Source organism: Dysgonomonas sp. HDW5A (assembly GCF_011299555.1).
Classification (GTDB): Bacteria; Bacteroidota; Bacteroidia; order Bacteroidales; family Dysgonomonadaceae; genus Dysgonomonas_A.
On the sequence record NZ_CP049857.1, the window covers coordinates 64,091 to 85,133 of the forward strand.

The 21,043-nt window shown below is 35.1% G+C and carries 15 protein-coding genes; 9 read left to right on the forward strand and 6 right to left on the reverse strand.

The window, feature by feature from the left end; translation table 11 throughout:
• Nucleotides 1-407: 407 nt before the first annotated feature.
• From G7050_RS00265 to G7050_RS00300, 8 genes are all read left to right on the forward strand, one after another.
• Entirely contained in the window at nucleotides 408-986 is a 579-nt protein-coding gene (locus G7050_RS00265; protein ID WP_166109534.1) for a hypothetical protein, read from the forward strand.
• A gap of 316 nt (nucleotides 987-1,302) precedes the next feature.
• The gene (locus G7050_RS00270) at nucleotides 1,303-1,848 is read left to right on the forward strand and encodes a hypothetical protein (protein WP_166109536.1); all 546 of its coding nucleotides are present in this window, start codon (nucleotides 1,303-1,305) and stop codon (nucleotides 1,846-1,848) included.
• Between the two features lie 75 nt (nucleotides 1,849-1,923).
• Entirely contained in the window at nucleotides 1,924-2,388 is a 465-nt protein-coding gene (locus G7050_RS00275; protein WP_166109538.1) for a hypothetical protein, read from the forward strand.
• Nucleotides 2,388-2,609, forward strand: coding sequence for a hypothetical protein (locus G7050_RS00280; protein WP_166109540.1), 222 nt, complete (start codon nucleotides 2,388-2,390; stop codon nucleotides 2,607-2,609). The genes G7050_RS00275 and G7050_RS00280 overlap by 1 nt, the downstream gene beginning before the upstream one ends.
• Nucleotides 2,599-6,558 (forward strand): hypothetical protein, encoded by a 3,960-nt coding sequence (locus G7050_RS00285; RefSeq protein WP_166109542.1) that lies wholly within the window; start codon nucleotides 2,599-2,601, stop codon nucleotides 6,556-6,558. The genes G7050_RS00280 and G7050_RS00285 overlap by 11 nt, the downstream gene beginning before the upstream one ends.
• An 11-nt stretch (nucleotides 6,559-6,569) precedes the next feature.
• A complete protein-coding gene (locus G7050_RS00290; protein WP_166109544.1) occupies nucleotides 6,570-7,070 on the forward strand; it encodes a hypothetical protein in 501 nt (166 codons plus the stop codon).
• Nucleotides 7,060-7,704, forward strand: coding sequence for a hypothetical protein (locus G7050_RS00295; protein ID WP_166109546.1), 645 nt, complete (start codon nucleotides 7,060-7,062; stop codon nucleotides 7,702-7,704). Before G7050_RS00290 ends, G7050_RS00295 begins: the two co-directional genes overlap by 11 nt.
• A gap of 39 nt (nucleotides 7,705-7,743) precedes the next feature.
• On the forward strand, nucleotides 7,744-10,653 hold the full coding sequence (locus G7050_RS00300; RefSeq protein ID WP_166109548.1) for a hypothetical protein: 2,910 nt from the start codon (nucleotides 7,744-7,746) through the stop codon (nucleotides 10,651-10,653).
• 197 nt (nucleotides 10,654-10,850) lie between these two features.
• Here G7050_RS00300 and G7050_RS00305 read toward each other — a convergent pair whose 3' ends face one another.
• Together G7050_RS00305 and G7050_RS00310 are read right to left on the reverse strand one after the other, a co-directional pair.
• Nucleotides 10,851-11,237 (reverse strand): hypothetical protein, encoded by a 387-nt coding sequence (locus G7050_RS00305; RefSeq protein WP_166109550.1) that lies wholly within the window; start codon nucleotides 11,235-11,237, stop codon nucleotides 10,851-10,853.
• A 131-nt stretch (nucleotides 11,238-11,368) separates the two neighbouring features.
• Complete coding sequence (locus tag G7050_RS00310; protein ID WP_166109551.1) at nucleotides 11,369-11,767, reverse strand: hypothetical protein; 399 nt, start codon at nucleotides 11,765-11,767, stop codon at nucleotides 11,369-11,371.
• A gap of 1,267 nt (nucleotides 11,768-13,034) precedes the next feature.
• On the opposite strand from G7050_RS00310, the gene G7050_RS00315 reads away from it, so the two are divergent.
• Nucleotides 13,035-13,691: a helix-turn-helix transcriptional regulator gene (locus tag G7050_RS00315; RefSeq protein WP_166109553.1), complete on the forward strand. Its 657-nt coding sequence runs from the start codon at nucleotides 13,035-13,037 to the stop codon at nucleotides 13,689-13,691.
• Nucleotides 13,692-13,835: 144 nt separating this feature from the next.
• Here the strand turns inward: G7050_RS00315 and G7050_RS00320 are convergent, their stop codons facing one another.
• The 4 genes from G7050_RS00320 to G7050_RS00335 form a co-directional block, all read right to left on the reverse strand.
• Nucleotides 13,836-15,218 (reverse strand): HAMP domain-containing sensor histidine kinase, encoded by a 1,383-nt coding sequence (locus tag G7050_RS00320; protein WP_166109556.1) that lies wholly within the window; start codon nucleotides 15,216-15,218, stop codon nucleotides 13,836-13,838.
• A gap of 65 nt (nucleotides 15,219-15,283) precedes the next feature.
• Entirely contained in the window at nucleotides 15,284-16,597 is a 1,314-nt protein-coding gene (locus tag G7050_RS00325) for a TolC family protein (RefSeq protein WP_255499230.1), read from the reverse strand.
• Nucleotides 16,584-19,685: an efflux RND transporter permease subunit gene (locus G7050_RS00330; protein ID WP_166109558.1), complete on the reverse strand. Its 3,102-nt coding sequence runs from the start codon at nucleotides 19,683-19,685 to the stop codon at nucleotides 16,584-16,586. Before G7050_RS00330 ends, G7050_RS00325 begins: the two co-directional genes overlap by 14 nt.
• Nucleotides 19,686-19,799: 114 nt before the next feature.
• On the reverse strand, nucleotides 19,800-20,906 hold the full coding sequence (locus G7050_RS00335; protein ID WP_166109560.1) for an efflux RND transporter periplasmic adaptor subunit: 1,107 nt from the start codon (nucleotides 20,904-20,906) through the stop codon (nucleotides 19,800-19,802).
• Between the last annotated feature and the right edge of the window lie 137 nt (nucleotides 20,907-21,043).

Here is a 21,043-nt window from a genome sequence, read left to right on the forward strand (position 1 = left end):
CTATAGCATATATCAGATATGGCTTTCCTTTTGATTTATTCAATTTCAGGAATATACCGAGTGATATAGGTATTTTTGATTGAGTTTTTCTCTGTACATGAATTTACCTGTGTCTTTATTTATATTATCAAATAAAAAATACTTTTTCGAGTATCTTTTCTTGATATCACTTCAACCGATTCACAATATATACCATTGTATTTTAAATATTTATATCAATAAATAATAGTATATAGGGCCATGCATTTTCAATGTTTCCTGAAAACTACACAACAAAGGAAATCATTTTCAGTTGATAAAACAACTAAAAATATCATTTTAACAACTTTTATCAGTCTTAATAGTCACTAATCGAAAATTAGCCCTTATATTTGCACTGACAATTGTTACAAATACAACCATTACTTATGAAAGAAAAAATCTTATTACAATTAAAAAATGCTGTAAAAAACAGCACATTCTCAGAACGTACATTTTCGGAAGTAGCAGATGCTATAACTAGGGGTATTACAAATACTGGAATTGAAGAAAATAAAGCAGGGAAGTTTTTAAACGATTTGGCAACTATATTCAATACATTCCAAGGCGATGTAAACAGGCAAATCGTTGAAGCTGTAAAAAAGTCAGAACTTTTAGAAAAAGAAAAGATCGGGAATAAAAAAACTTCGGGAAAAAGGAGTAAACCCGGAATCAGCACAAATAAACCTTTAACAGCTAAAGATATTGCCCTTATTGTGACAGAAGCTAATAAGCCTCTATTAGAAAAAATAAAAATAATCGAAGCAGGTTCAAGAAAATTAATTATTACTGAAGAAGTCAAAAGACAGCTTAAAACTCAATACAAGCTTAATGAAGATCTGTGTGACAAAATTATAGGATACTTAGATATTGGACCTGAAAGCACTGTTGAAAAAATCACGAAAAACGTACTAAAGGAATATAACGAATTGGCTACAGGTTTTGGCTTGCAAGAGTTAATCAAATAGCCTCTCAATTCAGATATGATTACAATATTTTTTCAACATTGACAACATTGATATTACCAAAGGAGTGATATGGTGATATTCAATGAATAACAAACAAAATAATATTGATGAAAACTTAGTAACCAACGGAAACTGGTTTTAAATCATTAATTAAAGACAAGATGGAGACATAAAAAATATACCCCATCTAAAAAAGAAGGATTATAAATTCCTTAAATATTATTATATCAGACAAATACTGATGAAAACAACTTAACAAGAAAATGAATTGCATTTTCTCAAACAATTAATTTATAAACAAATAAAACAAACAAAAATGGCAAATTTAACATTAAAAAAACCAACAGCTACACTTACTGCAAATTTAGGTTTATCAATCGGTCAAGCCGGAATCTACTGGGCTGCAAGAGGCAAAGTTTTAGATTCTACAGAATGGACTCATTTGGGTGTTGTATTAGTAGGCACCGGTTCTATTACAGACGAAGCTCCCACAAAGACAGATATCAGCGTTGAGGAACTGGATACACCTATCCACACAATCTGGGATAAAACTAGTGGAATGGTATATGAAGGAGATATTCCGGATTTATCTATAGAGTCAGCTATAAAGCTTTTAGGTGCTGAACAAAATGCCTCATTCGATAACGTAGTAGGTCTTACAGGTCAAACTTTTGTAAAAGAAGGTATGTTTTGGCTACAATCTCAAAACGGTAAAGGAATTGTATTTACAAATGCTTCGTTAGTAGCTAATATCTCAGGTAATGCTACAAAAACAGAAACATTAAACATACATATCCAAGTAACAGCCAATGCGGGAGGCGGAGCCGGATTTGAAGAAAAGTCAGTAATGCTTATTAACTAACCGGGTACAAATCAAGTAAGAACCTAAACAGGGGGTGGGAATACTCCCACTCCCTGTTTTAATAAAAAAATAATTATGCAAGAAGCTTCAATAGATGCACAAGAACAACAAGGTGCCTTATTACTCAACAAAGCCATCAAAATCAGTGTAGGTAAATACATCTACCGCATTAAACCCATGAAGAAATATACAAACTGGCGTATATCGTATCATCTGGTTTCACAAAAGAAAATTAATCCGGATATCGCAGCTACAGTAGGATCAATGCGTTATTACCAAATCGAACAAGCCAAAGTATTATCGCTCGCCATGCTGAATAACTATTGGAGTATAAAACTATTCCATTGGATTTATTGGCGTGTACTACTACGCAGGTTGACCGAACAGGAGTACACTATTTTGTTGTCGGAAGTCATGCAGAGAATGGATGCAGGTTTTTTTTTGCACAATATCGAGATGGCAGAGAGGATAAACTCATTGATGAAAAAGAGGACTCAGGAGGAAGTCTTAGTTTCCCCAGCAGAACAGAAGCCGGATTAATGGCTTCATTCATCGAAAAATACCATGTAACGAAAAAAGAATATATGAATATGCCGTGTGCTCTCATTTCGCTCATGATGTTAGATGCCCCCAAGGTATTGTACGGGAAAAAGGTAGCTGACCATACTCAGGAAGAAATAGAAGAAATAGCATCAAAGAATAGAAATTTAAAACCAGTAACCATGTCAATGGCTGAAATACTTAAACAAAATGGCAAATAATGATACAGGATCTTTATCCTACTCTTTAAATATAGATACTTCACAAATTTCTAAAGAAATAAGAAATGTGGAGAAACAACTGTCTACAATCAGTATGATTGCAGATATGTCAGTAAATACAGATGCAGAACAGATTATCGAAGCTATTAAAACTGCATTAATGGCTGAAGATTTTAAGCTGAAGGTCACATTGGATGACAGTTTTAATAAAACCATTAATCAAGCTTTTTCAATAGCTGACAGTGCAGCAAATGGTGCATTAGAAGGAGCTCTGTCTGCTGGACTAAAAGGAGGCATAGCCGGTTTTGCAGTGAATGGAGTGATGGCACTCGTAGGTGCTTATACAGATTACTCCAATGAGCAAGAACGAATACAAATGAAGACTGCTCAAACTATAGAAGGAATAAATCTTCAGCAACAAAGCGTAAATGGATTATTTAATCAACTAACCAATCTTACAAACAGTACGGCAGATAGCAACACGATTACTTCGGAACGAATAAGGTTACTAAATGAATTAGCCAGTATAGAACCTGTATTAGCTGAATCCTTACGACAACAAGCTGATGACCAGAACATACTAAATACAGCTATGCAGCAATACAATACTTTGGCTGAATTTAAGAGCTTCTCTCTTTTTCTTGCAAACGAAAATAAAGGGCTATTCTCTGACAATCTAGTGGAAACACTAAATGAACTTGGAGAAGTTGAGAGCAAATTAAAAATAGCAGAATACAAAGTACAAAAAACGTACAATAGGGCATATGAAGTTTTTAATGGAGGGGGCAATGGCAAGTACGCAAAAGACCTAGAAGGATTAAGCGAGAACACCTTACAACAAATAAATCAAATATTTGCAACTAAAGAATCCGAAGCAAAAAAATTAGAAGAATTAAGCGGAATACTCAACAGAAGTACTCAAGGACTAGCAGGAGTGAGCTTTGCAGAATCTTCAACTCAAAAAAATCTGATTAATATAATCGGTGGAAGTCTAAAAGATGATAGCTTAAATGACTTCAAAGGTATAAGCTACGATTTCAGTGAAGAAAGAAAAGAGGCTGAACAAGCTATACTTGAATTCACCGATAACATTAAAGCTCACATGGCAGTCAAAGGACTGGATATGAAACAAAATGAAGATGGTATAAGGAATTATATCAAAACATGGGGTGGATTAAGTGAATATGCTCAAAAAGAAATCTTGCTCAATCTAGGCATAAAATGGGATAATCCTGTGCAAAAACTAGAGCAATGGCAAACAGAAATACAAGGAATTTTAGGAAATTCTATCTCTATTAATGTAAATACCACAATGCCACAGGTAATTGCAGATATACGAAGCAAATACGCTGTATTGAAGCAATCAATGGAAAGCTTAGAGCCAATCTATATAAAAGCTAAATATAATTTAGAAAACAATATTCCTCTTGATCCGATCACTAAAAGCGGATACGAACAGTACACAGCTAATCAAAATGTTGCCAACAAATATATAACTGCTGGAAACGCGTTACAATTCGACTTGAATCCGCCTAAAACAAATACACCAAGAGCTACTGAACCCCAAAAAGACAAAATACTTGAGGCTTATAAGAAACAAATAGAACTCATCAAAAAACTGAGTACTGTATATAAACAAAATAAAGAAATATGGAGTGATAATGTTGCTTTGGATAAAACTTTTGAGAGCTATAAAGATCAATTAGATGCTTTGGAATTAAATAAAGATAATCTTAATATAAAAAATCCTAGCGGTTTTTATAAAGATATTCAATCTAAAGTAGCCAAAAACAAGGTGAGAAAAGAAGCTATAGATCCAATGGTACTTGACGACCTGCTAAACATAGAACAGGAAGGACAAAAAGAAGAGTGGAGCAATTTAAACAAAGAAATAGAAAAAACTAAAAAAGCCTATGAACTATATGACAGTCTACGTAAAAAAATAGGAGATGATAAAGCGAAAGAATTTGTAAAATCTGACACCGGAGTAGAAATATCAGAGAATAGCTTTAGTGATTATTTCAATGGGATGATTGCAGCAAATAAGACTATGTCTGAGAAAATGAGCAATGATCTAAAAGATAAATATACAGCCAAAGCTAAAGAAACTTTAACGAGTTTGCTTCAAGACTTTCAGACTGCTGAAGATAAACTTAAAGCAATAAATACTAAATATGATAAATATAAAGCTGATCTGGATGCTAATAAAGCAAACATGGATCCTACTAGATATGAAGCTACAAATAAATTAATAAATGAAGGTCGACAAAAGGAAATATCGGGATTGAGTGATGGTTTGTTAGAAAAATCCGACACTTATAAAAGTCTTTTTGAAGAAGCAACCAAAGCCTCAGAAAAAGAAATTACTTTTTTAATTGAAAAATTCAAAACTGCTATTGCAGAAGCAAAAGATTCTTTAAAAAAAGAAGACGAAAGTGGAGACGGTTTATTGCATCTTAATATCGATGGAAAAGAAATTATCCGCACACAGGAACAAGTAGATGATTTTGTAAAAAAGTTAGATAAAGAAGAAAAGAAAATTATAGAAAAGAATCCTTTCAAAGCTCTAGGGGAAAGCTTTAAGGATTTAGATAAAAATCGAGATCTATTAAAAAATATTAAAAATGAGATAAAAACTTTAGAAGGAGACTTAGAAAATGCTCAGCCCGGAGAAGAAGCTGACGGCATAAGAACAAAGATAAAAGCATTAGAAGGTGATTTAAAAGAAGTTGATGCACAAAATTCTACCACTTGGTCAAATATGGCAACGCAGATAAGCAATGCTACCAAACAAGCCACAGACTTAGGAAATTCTTTTGTTTCTCTTTATTCTTCCTTTGCTCCGGGAGACACAGATACAGCCGGTACAATGACTGATATCATAGGAATTGTAGGAGGGGTCGGCGAAGCCGGTGCAGGCATTGCGCGCATAGCTTCAGGAGATGTAATAGGCGGTCTTACACAAGGTATTAAAGGTGTAGCTTCTGTAGTATCTTCAATAACTTCTTTAGGAGACCGTAAACATGAAAAAGAAATACGCCGTATTCAAAAAGCCATTGACGAATCTAAAATAGCATATGAAGAACTGGGGAGGGCAGCAACCAAAGCTTTTGGAGATGCAGCATACAATGCACGCAAAGCACAAATCGCTCAACTCAAATTACAGCAAACCCTTCTACAGCAACAGATAAAAGAAGAACAAGATAAAAAGAAGACTGATAAAGATAAGGTAAAACAACTTGAGGAGCAATATCGCCAATTAGGAATCCAAATAGAAGATGGCTTAGGTTCAATATTGGAAAGTATGCTGGGAGGCAATATAAAATCCTTTGCAGGTCAGTTGAGCGATGCTTTATTAGATGCTTTTATGAAAGGAGAAGACGCTGCAGAAGGCTATCGAAGTAAAGTAAAAGATGTCATTGGCGACATCATGCGCTCTATTATCAAACAAAGATTAATAGAAGATGTACTGGGAAAAACTATCGACAAATATGTCAGCAAATGGGTGGATACAGAAGGAAATCTGACTAAATCTCCTGAAGAAATGCTGAAAGACATGGTATTGATGGGTACTGAACTAGAATCGAAAGGTGATGTTCTAGCCAAAATGCTTGAAAATTTACCTGATGATGTGAAGAAGTATTTCCAAAAAGAAGCTGAATCTCAACAACTATCAGGATTATCAAAGGGCGTGCAAGGAATGACTCAAGATACCGCTATGATACTCGAAGCCTATATGAATACTATACGAGATGTGGTTATCTCCATAATGATGAGTAACGAAAATCAGCTATCAATATTACAAACTTCACAAATGATACAATCACAAATACTTACCGAAGTATCTGCCATAAATTCCAATACTGTAGCTCTTAATAGAGCATTCCAATCGGTAATAACCCAATCGGGTGGTGATAATGGAGCCGGAATAAGAGTTTACGTAAAATAATAAAGAAAAACATGGATAACAATAAAGAAATATCAAATTTATTACTGGAAAAAGCTATTGATTTTAATCTTTGCCAACCTTGGCAAGATGCTTGGAATGATGATTTTTCAGCTTTAATGAGTATGTATAAACGTGGAATGGATTTTTGTATAGAACACGATTATCCATCGTTAGATATACTCCGGCAACATTTAAAAGGAAAAACCGAACCTTATAATATATTCATAGATTCGCATAAGGAGATAGACATTTACTCGGATACAGCAGTAGTTGTAGGTGACAGTTTAGTTATAATAAATGTCTCTGATTATGGAGTACTCAATTTATATGTAAGACATAACTCGAAAGTAATAGTATACAGCGGTGACCATTCGATTATAAATATTGAAACTTATGAAAATTCAATATTAGAGGTGGAAAATGCTCACAATGTAAATGTATATCAATATGATAATTCGATAGCAACAGGAGAAAGAGTTATAATTCATAAACGAAAACGAAATGCAAAATAATTTTTATATACAGAAAGCTGGCGAAGAAGCAAAAGATATCTTTGCAGAATGGGGCGTTACTATAAATGCGACACAAGGTATGCTTGAGTTACCAGAACTGAAAACACCATTTACCCGAAATTGGATAGAAGAACAAGGATTGGATATTTATATTCCCGATAGAGCCATATTCGCAGATAAAGAAGTCGAGATAGAGGTAACTTATCATGGTGTGTATGGACGTGAGCAATTTCAGAAATTCATTTCCTATCTAGTCCAACCTGCCGAAAAACAATACACGAAAGAAAACAGAGATGGTGTATTTCAGTTTTTCTCCTCATACCGAAACACGGGTGCACGTCTTGTATATAAGGGAATGTCATTCTCGAAAGAGCGTTACAGAGGACAATGTTTCAGAAAAGATACAGTACAAGCAACTCTTAAATTTATGTGCCCAAACGGGCTTTCGTTTGGAGTATCAACCTATGGAAAGCCTTCAAATTCTTTGACTTTTACTATTGCAGAAGGAGAATCAATAGATGTATTCTATTCGAATGGAGAACGGGATTTTAATAAAACAAAAACTTTTACAAAGCCTGATATTCGTTTTTGTATAATTAATCCAAGCAGTATCAATTCTGTGGTAGTCTCATGATTACAACAAGTATAACCAAACTCAAATTATATCAAAATTATGATACTGAAAATATATAATCCTAAAGGGGAATTAATCTTGGATACAAGAGATTTCACCTATTCGGGTGCCTCAATGGGAGAGAAGACTATATCTACGACCCTTTATTCGGCACATAAATTAGGCATAACCCCCAATTGTTACGTAGATTTTAGAAATGAACGATATGTGATACGCAGCGAACCATCCATAAAACGCTCGGCTTCTACCGGCTCAACAGGTGATGCTTTTCAAACTACTGTCACATTTACATCAAAACAATACGAATTGGTCGATTGTGATTTTATGGACTATGTACTAGGGGACGACATGTATTATACAGGAATGGATTCATTTTCTTTCTCGGGTGATGTTTATGACCTTTGCCGAAGAATCCAAGCTAACCTAAATGAGTTAAAGACTAATAGATGGACTATACTGATGCCTGTCAAAAACTCAAATACCCCTCAGCCTGTTGAGGGGATTGGATGGAGTGACAGAATATTGGAAGGCGAAACACTTCAGATCTCTGTGTCAAACGAGAATTGCTGGAATGCTCTCACACGTGCTAATAGCGATTTCGGTTTTTTCTTTTATCTGGACACTTCCTTAAAGCACATCTATGTAGGGGTTGAATATCCGGAGTTTAAAGTCGGAGAAGAACTGATTACTCTAGAGTATGGTAAAGGGAAAGGACTGTACGAAATCCAACGTGATGTTGAAGTAAACACTGTTATTACCAAGCTAAGGGTCAAGGGTAGTAACCGTAATATAGACCAAAATTACTTACGTACCGAAAAATTTCCACGTTTTACTCAAAATCTACAGTTACCATCCTTCAGGCAAACTCTTAATCAATCGCGACCTGTAGACTATTTACTTGCGCCTCAATCTACAATAGATTACTTCGGTTTACGCCCCGGCAATAAAACCTTTGATGATATTTATCCATCTATTACCGGTATGAAAGATGGGAAAGGAAATCCTATTGATGAAATTCTTGCTATCGATGAAATAAAAGATGGTATGAATGACAAAAATGAATTAGAGCAATCGCACTTTTATATCTATCTCTATGATCTTGGGTTTGACCTTAACAAATTTACGACATCCGAGGAGCCGACTATGAGTATGAAAACCGGATATTGCGGTGGTATCGAATTTAAAATAAAAGAAATTACAACAGTAACCAGCGGTCAACCACATTATACAAATGGGTGTCGTTGGAAATTTCTTTTAGAGAAAGATACCAGTTCATCCAGTAATTATGTTATACCCTCTGGTAAGATTAAGCCTCAGAAAGGGGATAAGTTTGTTCTACTAAATATTTTAATGCCCGAGAATTTCGTTTTACAGGCAGAACAACGTTTAAAAGAAGCAGCTCAAAAATATCTGAGCGAAAATTCACAAAGCAAGGTTAGTTACACTGTAAATCTAGATGAGATATACTTTGCGAATAGAACTTTGGTTGCCGCTGTCCTTAAAGAAGCAGTCAGCCTACGGGTTATTGACAATGAACTAGGTGATATGGTTGCGAATGATGGCTCGAAATATACCGTAAAATCGATCCAAAATTTAGTAATTACTTATAAGGAAGGGCAAGATATACCATCTTATCAGGTTACACTAGCCGATAAAATTGTGTCAGGGAGATTGGATCGCATAGAATCGCAAGTAAACAATGTGGTAGTGAATAATATACATAACAGCACTCAAAATGAAGAAATGCTTCGTAGTGCTGTCCAAAACAGCCGAAATCTCCGTGAACTAGCAACCAAAATATTTGACTCAGAGGGTTATTTCGAATCAAATAGTATCCGCCCCAATACAATAGAGACCCAGTTTCTATCCGTAGGAGCAAAAAGTAGTGACTTCACAACTAATAGGATAACTATGAAGGCGTATAAAGAAAATAATACCTTCAAGGTCTCGCTTTCGGCAGGATACATCAACCATCGTGCATTATGGTGGGGAGGCGGAGGAACACCGCCTACAGACATTAATAAATTTACTTGGGCTATAAACAATACCTTAATACAGGTATTGCCAGATAACAATAAAGATTATTATATATATGTAAAGGCAGATCGCAATAGCCATCTAGCTACTTGGTTTGTAAGTACCGTGAAGATAAAAACAGACGAAGATAGAAGCTATTATCATTTATTGCTTGGAGTTATCTACCCTGAACAAGACAACAGGCGTGATATATCTACTGTCAACGGAATGGCATATCTTTCGGGAGGATCAATATATGGAGACATTATAAAGTCTGTAAATTATGCTGAGAATGGAACAAATGAAGGGAGTATGTATGACCTCAACAATGGAAATATTCGTATCGGGAACGAAAAAAAAGGATTACTCTTTGATAGCTTGTCAAAGCGTTTTAACCTAAATGGTATCGATATCGGCTTGAAAAATGAAACAGGAGAGCTTGTTAGTCATTTAAACGGCGACACAGGTGCTGCCATGTTTGGCAAAGGTTTACAAATTTTTAATGCAGATGGATCTTTCAGCCTAGCTGGTGGTAATATTTTGTGGGATCTGATTAATGGGCTAAATGTAACGGGAAAATTTGAAAGTCAAAAAAACGGAGATAGGATATTAATAAATCCCGAGAGTAAGGCTATTACTTTTGAGAATTCAAGAAAACAGATAGCTGGTCATTGGGGTTTTTTTGATACAGGAAGTGCCATTCAAGTATTTCATAGACCTTCGAGTGTACAAATTGATGAAACCCAAATCAATGGAAATAATATCACTTTTAATATTAAAAATACCAATAGTAATTTTTTTCTTTCCGCAAGAGTTGGAATACAAGGAGCTAAATTTGATATAAAAAATTTCCCAACTAAAGATCGCTTAGCAAGTTTAGAAATAGGCGAATTCTATCGTGATGGGGATGTTATTAAAATGAAGATTAGCTAATATAAAAATTTACTTACACTTATTAAATTAAAAAGCCGCTCCTTAGTCTTTTACAGATAAGAAGCGGCTATAATGTTTTACAATATAAAAAGAATCTTTGTATTACAAATATATTAACACCCTCAAAAAAGTGAATATAGACACTGATTTAACAAGAGATAATTTAGGAGATATTTATATTACGAAACAATATTCTTTTAACTATAATTATTCTTGACAGGTACTACTTTATACCAAGAAAAAGAAGATAGATTTGCACTACATTCATGCAACCTACCCTCTTCCCGTATATACAGAATTGAATTTTCGCTAAGAATTTTGCAGTAATTACTCAAATAATCTGAATCGGGAACTTTAGCAGATGAACAATAAGCAGTATCCCCTACCTGAAGACTGTTACGGGTACATGGAATTAATTCGCATACAATTCTGAGCATGGGCGAAGAAAATGGAAGTATAGTATAATCACCCATACCCATCTGAATAAAATTTCTACCATTATTAAACCCTATTGTAATACCATCTCCAAAATCACAGGAGTATAATAAAATATTAGCTCCTGATAATATTCTCACATTATCCATATAATTATTTTTTTAGCATTTATTTTGAATAAAAAAGGGTATATAATATTAGATATACCGCTTAAAGCTTTTTCGCACCGTTATATTGATTGTTAGCCTATTATATTACTGACAAATTAATTTCACATGTGTTATTTTTGTAGTTCATTTAAAAACATCCAGTATTCCTGATAATATTTTGGATGAAGAGAGGTTGGATTAGATGAATCATACTCGGCAAATTTAGCCTCAATAACATCTCTGTTATTCTGATCAGCACAGATAAGCTCTTTAACCCTTGACCTTAGCATATCGACTGTTATAATTGATGTATCACTTTCATTTTTTCCAACTAAAAATGTAGATTCAATTTGTTGTTGTTGTTGTTGTTGTTGTTGTTGTTGTGTTGCATAACTTTTAGATTTGGCTTGTTCCTTTTGTTTGTGTACTGGGGTTTCTTTACTGGTTAAATACCCTAAAAAAACCGTTAAAAGACCTTCTAACTCGGGAGTTATCCCTAATGTAACTTTTACTTCTGCTAGATTTAACATGTTTTGTAATTAAATTGTGGATGAATAATTAGAGTAGTTTCAGAGATACATCAACTATATTATTGAAGCAGAGTGCATCTCCTCGAAATTATGTACTAGATTTATTTTGTATTGCATCAGTGTGTTTATATAAAAATACTGATAAGAACAGTTTATGCGATCGCTTTATATGTTTTTATTATTGATAATTAAATCAAATCTATTTTAACAATTACTACTTATATTCTAAGCAACACAAGGGTAAAGCCTCTTCTACATTTTTGTTTTCCAACCAATGCGAGGACAGTCAGTTTTATACTGACAGAAGAAGCTTTTATGTTTGTTTTATTTAGAGATAAAAATTATGTATTATTTCCTTATGCTCTATTAAAGAACTTATCAAAAAGCCTTCCTAGTAAAGATAAAATTATTCTATACAATCACTTTTTACTCGGCTTTATAAAAATCTATACTTATATTAAAGTAAATGAATGCCTCCCTCTATCAATATTCTATTAGACACATATTGGCTATCTTATTTTTTAACTTATTATTATAAAATATATAAACCTCGAAAACAGGGTGTTATCTTTTTATAATTACCAACCCATTTTCTTCTAATATCAGACAATCTGTCGAACTATGATAATGAATCATCTCACACAGTTCATGTAAATCCTTCTTGTCCAATTCCTTTTTAATTGTGCAGCTTTTTATTACACTGAAGAATAAGGCAATTATAACAATCAGTACTATACTTAATAAAATATCTAATAAATTATTTTCCGTCGTTTTTAATTTACTCATAATATAAGTATTATTTGATTTCTGTGGAGGATATACAAGAGTAATTTTCCTCAGCAATCAGTCTATGCCCTCTAACTAGTCTAATTTATTTTTGTGTTTTGTTATACTACTTGCTTCAATTAAAGGCATATATTATCATCTCAAGCCTCTTTATCATAAAGTTTGTGAATTATCTTTTTCTTTAATTTAGTCAGCACCAACGCCTCTAAAAAACTGTCTTTTTCCACTATTTATTTTTTTATTTACGAATATTTTGCACTTTACAAAATAAGCTGTATCTTTAATTATAGAAAGCATCGAAGTAGATTATCAAATTATTAACTAACAGTTAATGTATTAATCACTTTTACTTTCAGCCAGATTACAAATGCAAATATAGTCTCTAATTTAACTATACAAAAAATTCCAGTGTTAATAATCACTGAGAGTTTGTTAATAAATGTTGCGTGTTTAATAATTAAACGAATGTATATACACTATTATGAGTAAGAGTGCAATTGAAAGATTAATAGAATTTCATGATCATCTAAAGTTAGCTGGATATGGTGGACGCAATAAATTTGAAAAAGCCATTGGTAAATCTGAAGGGTATCTATCGGGAGCATTGAAAAAAAACTCAGCAATCGGTTCCGACGTTTTATTGGAAATACGAACTATGTTTCCAGAGTTAAATATGGATTGGCTTATATCGGGTGATGGAGAAATGTTAAAAACCAAATTAAGCATCAACAAATCGAAGTCTACGGAGACCAGACCCCGAATACCTTTAAATGCGACAGCAGGAACTGTATCAATAGCATTAAGTGGAGTTAAAGCTGAGGATTCGGAAGATATGCCTGTTGTGGTTGCTTTCTCTAATTATAATTATACGCTTATTGTAAAGGGAGATAGTATGGAACCCGAATTTCATTCGGGTGATGAAATCGCTTGTTTACAAGTAACTCAATCCCAATATATCCAATGGGGTAGATACCATGCTTTAGACACATCACAAGGGATTCTGATAAAGCGGATTTATGATGATGGAGACTGTATATTATGTAAATCGGAAGCTCATGATTTATATAAAGATTTTAAAATACCCAAAAAAGATATTTACAACATAGCTCTAGTTGTCGGTCTGCTACGCAGATATTAAGGAGCTCTGAAGAGATGAGACAGAAATAGCTTTTAAAGATCTGCTTCAGATTTATCTATTATTATAAGATAAGTCTATATTCATCTACATAAGACAAAGAAGTATATATTAAGTCTGATAGTTATTAATGTATACTTCTTTGTCTTATGTAGAAGGGTGAGTATTTTTAAATTCCACTGTAAAAGTCGAACTTTCTCCAACAACCGACTTAAGACTGATATTCCCCTTATGTAAAGTTATTACTCTTTTCACCAAGGCTAACCCTATCCCATTTCCCTGAACAAAAGTCTTGTTACTCCCTCTGAAAAATGGAGTAAAAAGATGTTCTACTTCATTTTCGGGAATACCAATTCCTGTATCGGAAAATTGGACAACTATTTTATTATTATAGTATGAAATGTAAACAGTTGATGTTTTATTGGCTGAGAATTTACAATTATTTTCCATCAGATTGGCAAATGCCATCCTGAGCAGATATTCATTACCTTTAATCGTGATTTCCGAATCATCGCCTATTTCCTGATTAAAGAGTAACTCGATATTATAATCGGGGTTACCTTTCAGTACAAGTTCACGGGCATCCAAAAGCATTTCATCTACCCGAATGATATTCATTGATATTTTACTTTCGTCATAACTTGCTTTTGCAAGATCAAGTAAGCCATTGAGTAATCGAATCAATCGATTGGTATCTTGACGAGAGTTAATAAGTGTATCTTTATATTCCTCTGACGAACGGTCTTTTAGCAAGGCAAAATCAATTTCACCGATCAGAGCTGCTAATGGAGTCCTTAGCTCATGGGAAACATTACTGACAAACATTTTCTGAGATTCGAATGATGATTCGATAATATCCAGTGCTTTATTAAAAGAAGCAGCCAATTCTCCAAACTCATCATTTTCATTATATCTTAAAAGACGTAAATTTAAATTATTGGCAGTAATATCCTTCATTTTATCCGATATCTCAGTTACCGGTTTCAGAGCTCTTTTCGCCAAAATATAACCAATAATAAACGATAGTAAAATAGATATAACGCATAAAATGAAAAGAGTTCTGATCAAACTATTTAACTTCGTAAAACCATACCCATCATAGGCTGCTGCTGTTACTATATAGTCTGTATCATGGTGCGTAAATAGAAAACCAATAGCCTGATATTTATCTTCATAAAAGCTTAAACCTTTGGGTGTATTTAATATCTTCTCTAATAGTTGAGGGGTTTCTTTTACAATATCGATATCTTTTGCATCGTGATAAAGCAACCCGAAGTTTTCATCATATATAGCGACCTCCACTTCATTAATATACTCAATGTTATTTTTATAGATTGAGTGCATTACCTCAGGAGTTGCTTTAGCCTCAAAATAAAGATTAGCTTTAGAGATTCCTTCTTTTTTAAGATCTTCATAAAATTCCTTTTCTCTATCCTTTGATGAAACAAAAAAGACTATAATAGCAAAAGTCAGCATTAGAATAGCTGTTACAGCTGTATATCGGAGTGCTATTTTTGAGCGTATTTTCATTCTACTCGTTTTATGTAAAACTTAATTTTATCATACATAATATGATATAAAACAAAGATAAGTTTTTAAAGTTCTATATCCCATATCCCGCATGTTTTTTGAAGCTCGATCAATGCACTGCCATATCCCTTAATAACTTCCAGATATTGCTCTTGTATTTCGTTGTAAGTTCGTTGAGCAACCAAGACTTCCAAAATGCTGGTTTCGCCGCGTTTATACTTATATTCCATAGCACTTAATAGTTTTTGCGAATCGCTCAACAAACCATCGTTATATTGCTTCACTTGTTTTTGCATGGACTCGTATCCGAAAAAAGCCTGAGCAACTTCTTTTTGTATTTGGAGTTCAACATTCCGATATTCTGCTTTTGTTTTTTGTATGGCATATTCTGCTGACTTTACAGCTCCCTTGTTTGTATTGGAAAACTTAAGAGGTATCGAAATACCTGCCTTTACGGCATTAAATGCAGGAGTGGGTGCTATTTCATTTTTCGCCTCAGCATTCACTTCATATCCAACCGACAGTCCCAGATCTAATTTTCTCTCAGCCCTTGTGAGCTTAAGTTGATTGGTTGCGACTTCCGAATTTTTAAGACTCGCAAGTAAATCAACTCTGTTTAATAATGCCTGATTTACCAAATCGGTAAGAGTATACTCTCTTCTGAAAAGCCCCCACTCTCCCACAGGCATATCGAGCTCGTTGATAGATTTTCCCATAAATTGACACAGAGTAACCAAAGATGATTTATATACTGCTTCCTGATTATATACTTCATTAAGAAGTGTTATCGATTCCAATTTAGATTGACGGGCTTCGGTTTCGTTTATTTCTCCCAGAGAAAAACGAATACTGTCCGATATGCTGAACTGTCTCATATATTCATAAGAGCTTTTTTTAACACTCAACAATTCTTTTTGCATCATAGCATCCAGAAATGCATCGGCAGCTTCGGCACGTAACTCCTGAAAGAAATTATCGACCATCAGACGTTCAAGATCAGCCTGACTTTTAGCCAGGTTAATCCTTGCACCACGTTTGTTTCCCAGTTCGAGCATGTATGATAGCTCAAATGAAAATCCGTGTCCTAACTCATCTTTAGTTTTTCCATTTTTAAATGCTTCGACCGATAATTCGGGATCGGGAAAAACACGTTGGCTCATTACCTCGGCATCGGCTATTTGGATATTATACTTTTCGGCAATATATCCCAGATTATTTTTTCCTACCTGATTCAGATATTCCTGAAAAGAAAGGGTTGGAAACTGAGGTTTATTGTTGATAATGTTATCGTTTGCACATAGGTGCAATATGTTGGTAAGGAGAATAGTTCCTATGGCTATAATTTTCATTATAGTACTCAATGTATTATTTCTCATCATTTTCTTTTTTGTTATTACGTTCAACTCTGGCCTCTATCATATAATATAAGGCCGGTAATGCAAACAGTGTAATTATTGTTGAAAACATCAAGCCATACACTATTACGGTAGCTAACGGACGTTGTACATCCGATCCGATACCTGTAGCCAGCGATGCAGGCAAAAGCCCTAAAATAGCCACTATAGCCGTCATCAATATAGGTCGGAAACGATGACGTGCGCCATCTTTTACGGCTTTCAATAAGTCCATACCATCTCTTCGGAGTCCATTGATATGCGATACCATAATGACTCCGTTTTGAATGGCAACCCCAAACAGGGCTATAAATCCGACTGCCGACGAAACATTGAGTGTCATCCCTCTTGCATTAAGAGCAAACATACCTCCAAACAGGGCTAAGGGAACAATACTCAACACCAGCCCGGCTTGTCTGAATTTACCAAAGGCACAGTACAATACTATAAACATAATGGCTAAAGCTAAGGGTACAATTACTCCTAAACGGCTATAAGCACGGTTTTGATTTTCGAACTGTCCTCCCCACTTGATATGGTATTTCTCATGATCATACGTTATATTTTTCTCGATAGCCGATTGGGCTTCTTTGAGAAATGAAGAGAGGTCTCGTCCACGTAGATTGAGCTTAACGGTCAAATGCCTTTTATTCATTTCCCGTGTAATGGTACTCTCACCCGTACTTAACTTTATATCGGCCACTTGCGACAATGGAATTTTGGCTCCCGAAGCAGATGTTAACATCAAACCGGCTATTTTTTCGGGAGTATTTCGTGACTCTTCTTTATACTTGCATGTAATATCATATACTCTATCGTTTTGATATATTTGCGAAACTGCTTTTCCTCCGATAGCTACTTCTATCAGATTACTAACATCCGAAACATTTAACCCGTAACGTGCAATGGCATCTCTGTTCATTTGGATTTGCAGCTGTGGCAGTGGAGGCTCTTGATCAATGTCCAAATCAACAGCACCTTTTACATCCTCTAAAGTAGACAGTACTTCGTTGGCAATACGGCGTGTTTCTTTAAAATCGTTTCCATACACTTTTACAACCAATTCGCTATGAGCTCCTGAAATTTTGTCCATCACACCATCGATCATTGGTTGGCTGAATCCGACTGTAAATCCGGGTAGCGACTGGTACTCTTTAGCCAGTTCATCTATAAGATCTGCTTTGGTTTTTCCGCTTGGCCATTCGCTATAGGGTTTAATCCCGACGGACACTTCAAAATGAGAAGGAGTAAAAGGGTCTGTTCCATCATCGTTTCGACCTGCTTGTACGGCAATATAAGTTACCTCCGGATATTTCATCGTCCGTTGGCGAAGTGTATCCGACATCTCTTTCGACTTCTCGATCGATATTCCCGGAGGAAGGTTCACCTGCAACCAGATTGAGCCTTCATCTAACGTTGGTAAAAAATCTTTTCCGACCCATGCTGTTAAAATAACCGCTATACCAAATACAGTAATCACAGGAGCCACTACCCTTTTAGGTTTCTCCATAATACGATTTACTATATCCGAATATTTTTGAGTTAATTTCTCCAACCATTTATTGTGATATATTTTCTGTGGTTTACGATATAAGGCATATCCTAATCCGGGAATAAGGAATAAAGCCACAAGCAAAGCTCCCAACAAAGCATAGCTAACCGTAAATGCCATAGGTGTAAACAGTTTACTTTCTACCCTCTCGAATGCAAAAAGCGGCAAATAAGCTGTTATAATAATAATTGTAGAAAACAGAATAGGTGTGGCAACTTGTTTTACCCGTTTCGAAATAGCAACTTCTTCGAGAGGTTTGTCGGGATGATCTTCACGCTTTTTTAAGATGGTTTCCATCATTACAATTGCCCCATCGACTATGATACCGAAGTCAATAGCTCCCAACGACAGTAAATTAGCGGGAATATTCGTAAAGTGCATTAAAATAAATGCAATCAGTAACGACACGGGGATTGTGATAGCTACAAGCAGTGCACCTCTCCAGTTTCCTAAGAAAATAATAAGAACAATTATAACCAGCGCCATTCCCTCTATCAAGGTACGTGATACAGTATGCAGCGTTGTATTAACCAATTCGGTACGATCAAGAAATGCATGTATATGTACTCCTTCGGGGAGAGTTTCGTTATTAAGTTCATCAACAGCTTTATTTATTCCTTCTAAAACAACTGATGGGTTTTGGTGCTTTAAGAGCAATACAATACCTTCGATACTTTCGGAGTATTCACGAGTTCGATCCGAATAACCCAATACTCCTTTTCTCTCAAGGTTACCGAATTTGATTTTACCGATGTCATTCAGAAAAATAGGAACTCCTTTTTCGGAACTTACTACAATTTTACCTAAATCATCTAATGAGGTTACCTGACCTATTCCTCTCACCACATATCCAAGATCGCCTCTATTGAGAATACTACCTCCCACATTCGAATTATTATTCTCGATGGCTTCAATTACATTGTCGAGCGACAAATGATATTGCTCTAATTTTAAAGGGTCTATTTCTACCTGATATTGAGTAGTTATACCTCCAAAATTACTTACATCGGCAACTCCCGAAACTTCTTTTATACGGGGAATTATCACCCAGTTTTGCAGATCGGTAAGCTCTCTTAACGAGTGTTGGTTACTCTCGATAATATATCTGAATACCTCACCTGTAGGCGATGTCAAAGGGTCGAGTTCTGCCATTGCCCCATAAGGTAATTCGACCTCGTTTATTCGTTCCTGTACACGTTGACGGCTCCAATAATCTTCTATACCGTCTTCGAATACAATAGTTATCATCGACAAGCCGAATGTACTTTTGCTTCGCATGACATGCATACCGGGCAATCCGTTCAAAGCCCGTTCGATAGGAATTGTTATTTGCTGCTCCACTTCTTCTGCTGCCAGTCCCGGAACTTGTGTTACCACTTGCGATGTCACGTCGGCAATATCGGGATAGGCTTCTATCGACAATTGCTTCCACGAATAGTATCCGAACACAGATAGCAAAACAAACAGGGCGGCTATCAACCATCTTTTTTGAATGGTGAGTAGCATTATATCTTTTTTCATAATGGATATTTTGAATTATTATATGGACATACATATAAGAGAAAGGATATGATAACATGACTGTTATTATATCTAACTTACTCTCAACATGTTTTACGTTTTAAGGGCTCTGGTCTATTTTAAGTAATAACCGCCCTCGCTGATTATTGTCTCTCCCTTTTTCAATCCTTTTGTTATCACTGCCTTCCCGTCTTTTACAATCTCTACTTCAACAGGAGTCTTTACATAAGTATTGAGGGCTATCTGAACATAGACATAGCTGTCTTTCTCGTCTTGTAATAATGCTTTTTCGGGAATTATAATACACTCGGCAGGTTTACCCCAAAAGTGTATAGTTGTATACATTCCCAACTTAAATTGATTGTCTTTATTATCGCATATGACCAGAACCTTAACCGAACGTGTTTCCTCGTCAACCGATTCGTCGATGCGATATACTTTACCTTTTAGGGGTTCGTTATCGGGGAATGCGGGAATATAAATATCCAGATCGTCTCCTTCATGAATAAAACGAATGTCTTTTTCCTTAACTTGTGCCACAACCCATACTTTACTGAGATCGGCAACTATGGCTGCCGATTCGGCATCATCTTTAATATATTGCCCGGTAACCAAATTATTTTCGATTACTTTTCCCGATATTGGCGAACGAATAATCAAAGGTTGACCTAATACCATATTCTCGGGATTAGCCTGAAATATTTTAATGGCTGCATAAGCATTTTCGTACTCCTTCTCTGCAATTATCAAAGCATTGGATGCTTCTTCTAGTTCTTTTTGAGAAGCTACTCCATTTTTCAGCAGATCTTGTTTTCTTTTCAAATCGTTTCGAGCCAAATCACGCTCCGATTGAGCCTGATAGAATTCTTTTTGGGCTGCTGTAAAATCTGCTGAAATAATCTCGAACAGAGGCGTATTTTGTTGTACATGTTGACCTAGCTTTATATAGGTTTTTGTTACTCTTCCCGAAAAAGGTGGTGCTATATAAGCAAACTGAGTGGGTATTGCCTGAACCGTTCCGGCAGTAGAGACTTCTTTCGAAAAAGTTTCTTCTTCTACAACCGAAGTAGATATCTTACCCGGTAAAGGACTCTCATTATATATATGGACAGTATCTCCACTGATTCTATACGCATTGTTTTCTTGCTCCGAAGAGTTTTGCTTACAAGCAGTAAATAGTAATGCCAATAAGCTTCCGTAAACTAGAATTCTCTTAGTCATAAGCTCTATTTTTTTATTCGGAAACAAAAGTACAGGCTTTGATTTCAAGACTCGGTCTGACTGCTATTAGAAAAGTATTAGAATTGATTTGTGGATTCTAATACTTTTCTAATACTTTTTCGGCAAGGTCTAACAAG

What these genes read in the sequence shown, in the direction of transcription:
- G7050_RS00320 (WP_166109556.1), bottom strand. Translation starts at nt 15,218, where the DNA reads ATGAAAATACGCTCAAAAATAGCACTCCGATATACAGCTGTAACAGCT.
- G7050_RS00330 (WP_166109558.1), bottom strand. Translation starts at nt 19,685, where the DNA reads ATGAAAAAAGATATAATGCTACTCACCATTCAAAAAAGATGGTTGATA.
- G7050_RS00285 (WP_166109542.1), top strand. Translation starts at nt 2,599, where the DNA reads ATGGCAAATAATGATACAGGATCTTTATCCTACTCTTTAAATATAGAT.
- G7050_RS00280 (WP_166109540.1), top strand. Translation starts at nt 2,388, where the DNA reads ATGGCTTCATTCATCGAAAAATACCATGTAACGAAAAAAGAATATATG.
- G7050_RS00295 (WP_166109546.1), top strand. Translation starts at nt 7,060, where the DNA reads ATGCAAAATAATTTTTATATACAGAAAGCTGGCGAAGAAGCAAAAGAT.
- G7050_RS00270 (WP_166109536.1), top strand. Translation starts at nt 1,303, where the DNA reads ATGGCAAATTTAACATTAAAAAAACCAACAGCTACACTTACTGCAAAT.
- G7050_RS00310 (WP_166109551.1), bottom strand. Translation starts at nt 11,767, where the DNA reads ATGTTAAATCTAGCAGAAGTAAAAGTTACATTAGGGATAACTCCCGAG.
- G7050_RS00300 (WP_166109548.1), top strand. Translation starts at nt 7,744, where the DNA reads ATGATACTGAAAATATATAATCCTAAAGGGGAATTAATCTTGGATACA.
- G7050_RS00265 (WP_166109534.1), top strand. Translation starts at nt 408, where the DNA reads ATGAAAGAAAAAATCTTATTACAATTAAAAAATGCTGTAAAAAACAGC.
- G7050_RS00275 (WP_166109538.1), top strand. Translation starts at nt 1,924, where the DNA reads ATGCAAGAAGCTTCAATAGATGCACAAGAACAACAAGGTGCCTTATTA.
- G7050_RS00335 (WP_166109560.1), bottom strand. Translation starts at nt 20,906, where the DNA reads ATGACTAAGAGAATTCTAGTTTACGGAAGCTTATTGGCATTACTATTT.
- G7050_RS00315 (WP_166109553.1), top strand. Translation starts at nt 13,035, where the DNA reads ATGAGTAAGAGTGCAATTGAAAGATTAATAGAATTTCATGATCATCTA.
- G7050_RS00325 (WP_255499230.1), bottom strand. Translation starts at nt 16,597, where the DNA reads ATGATGAGAAATAATACATTGAGTACTATAATGAAAATTATAGCCATA.
- G7050_RS00290 (WP_166109544.1), top strand. Translation starts at nt 6,570, where the DNA reads ATGGATAACAATAAAGAAATATCAAATTTATTACTGGAAAAAGCTATT.
- G7050_RS00305 (WP_166109550.1), bottom strand. Translation starts at nt 11,237, where the DNA reads ATGGATAATGTGAGAATATTATCAGGAGCTAATATTTTATTATACTCC.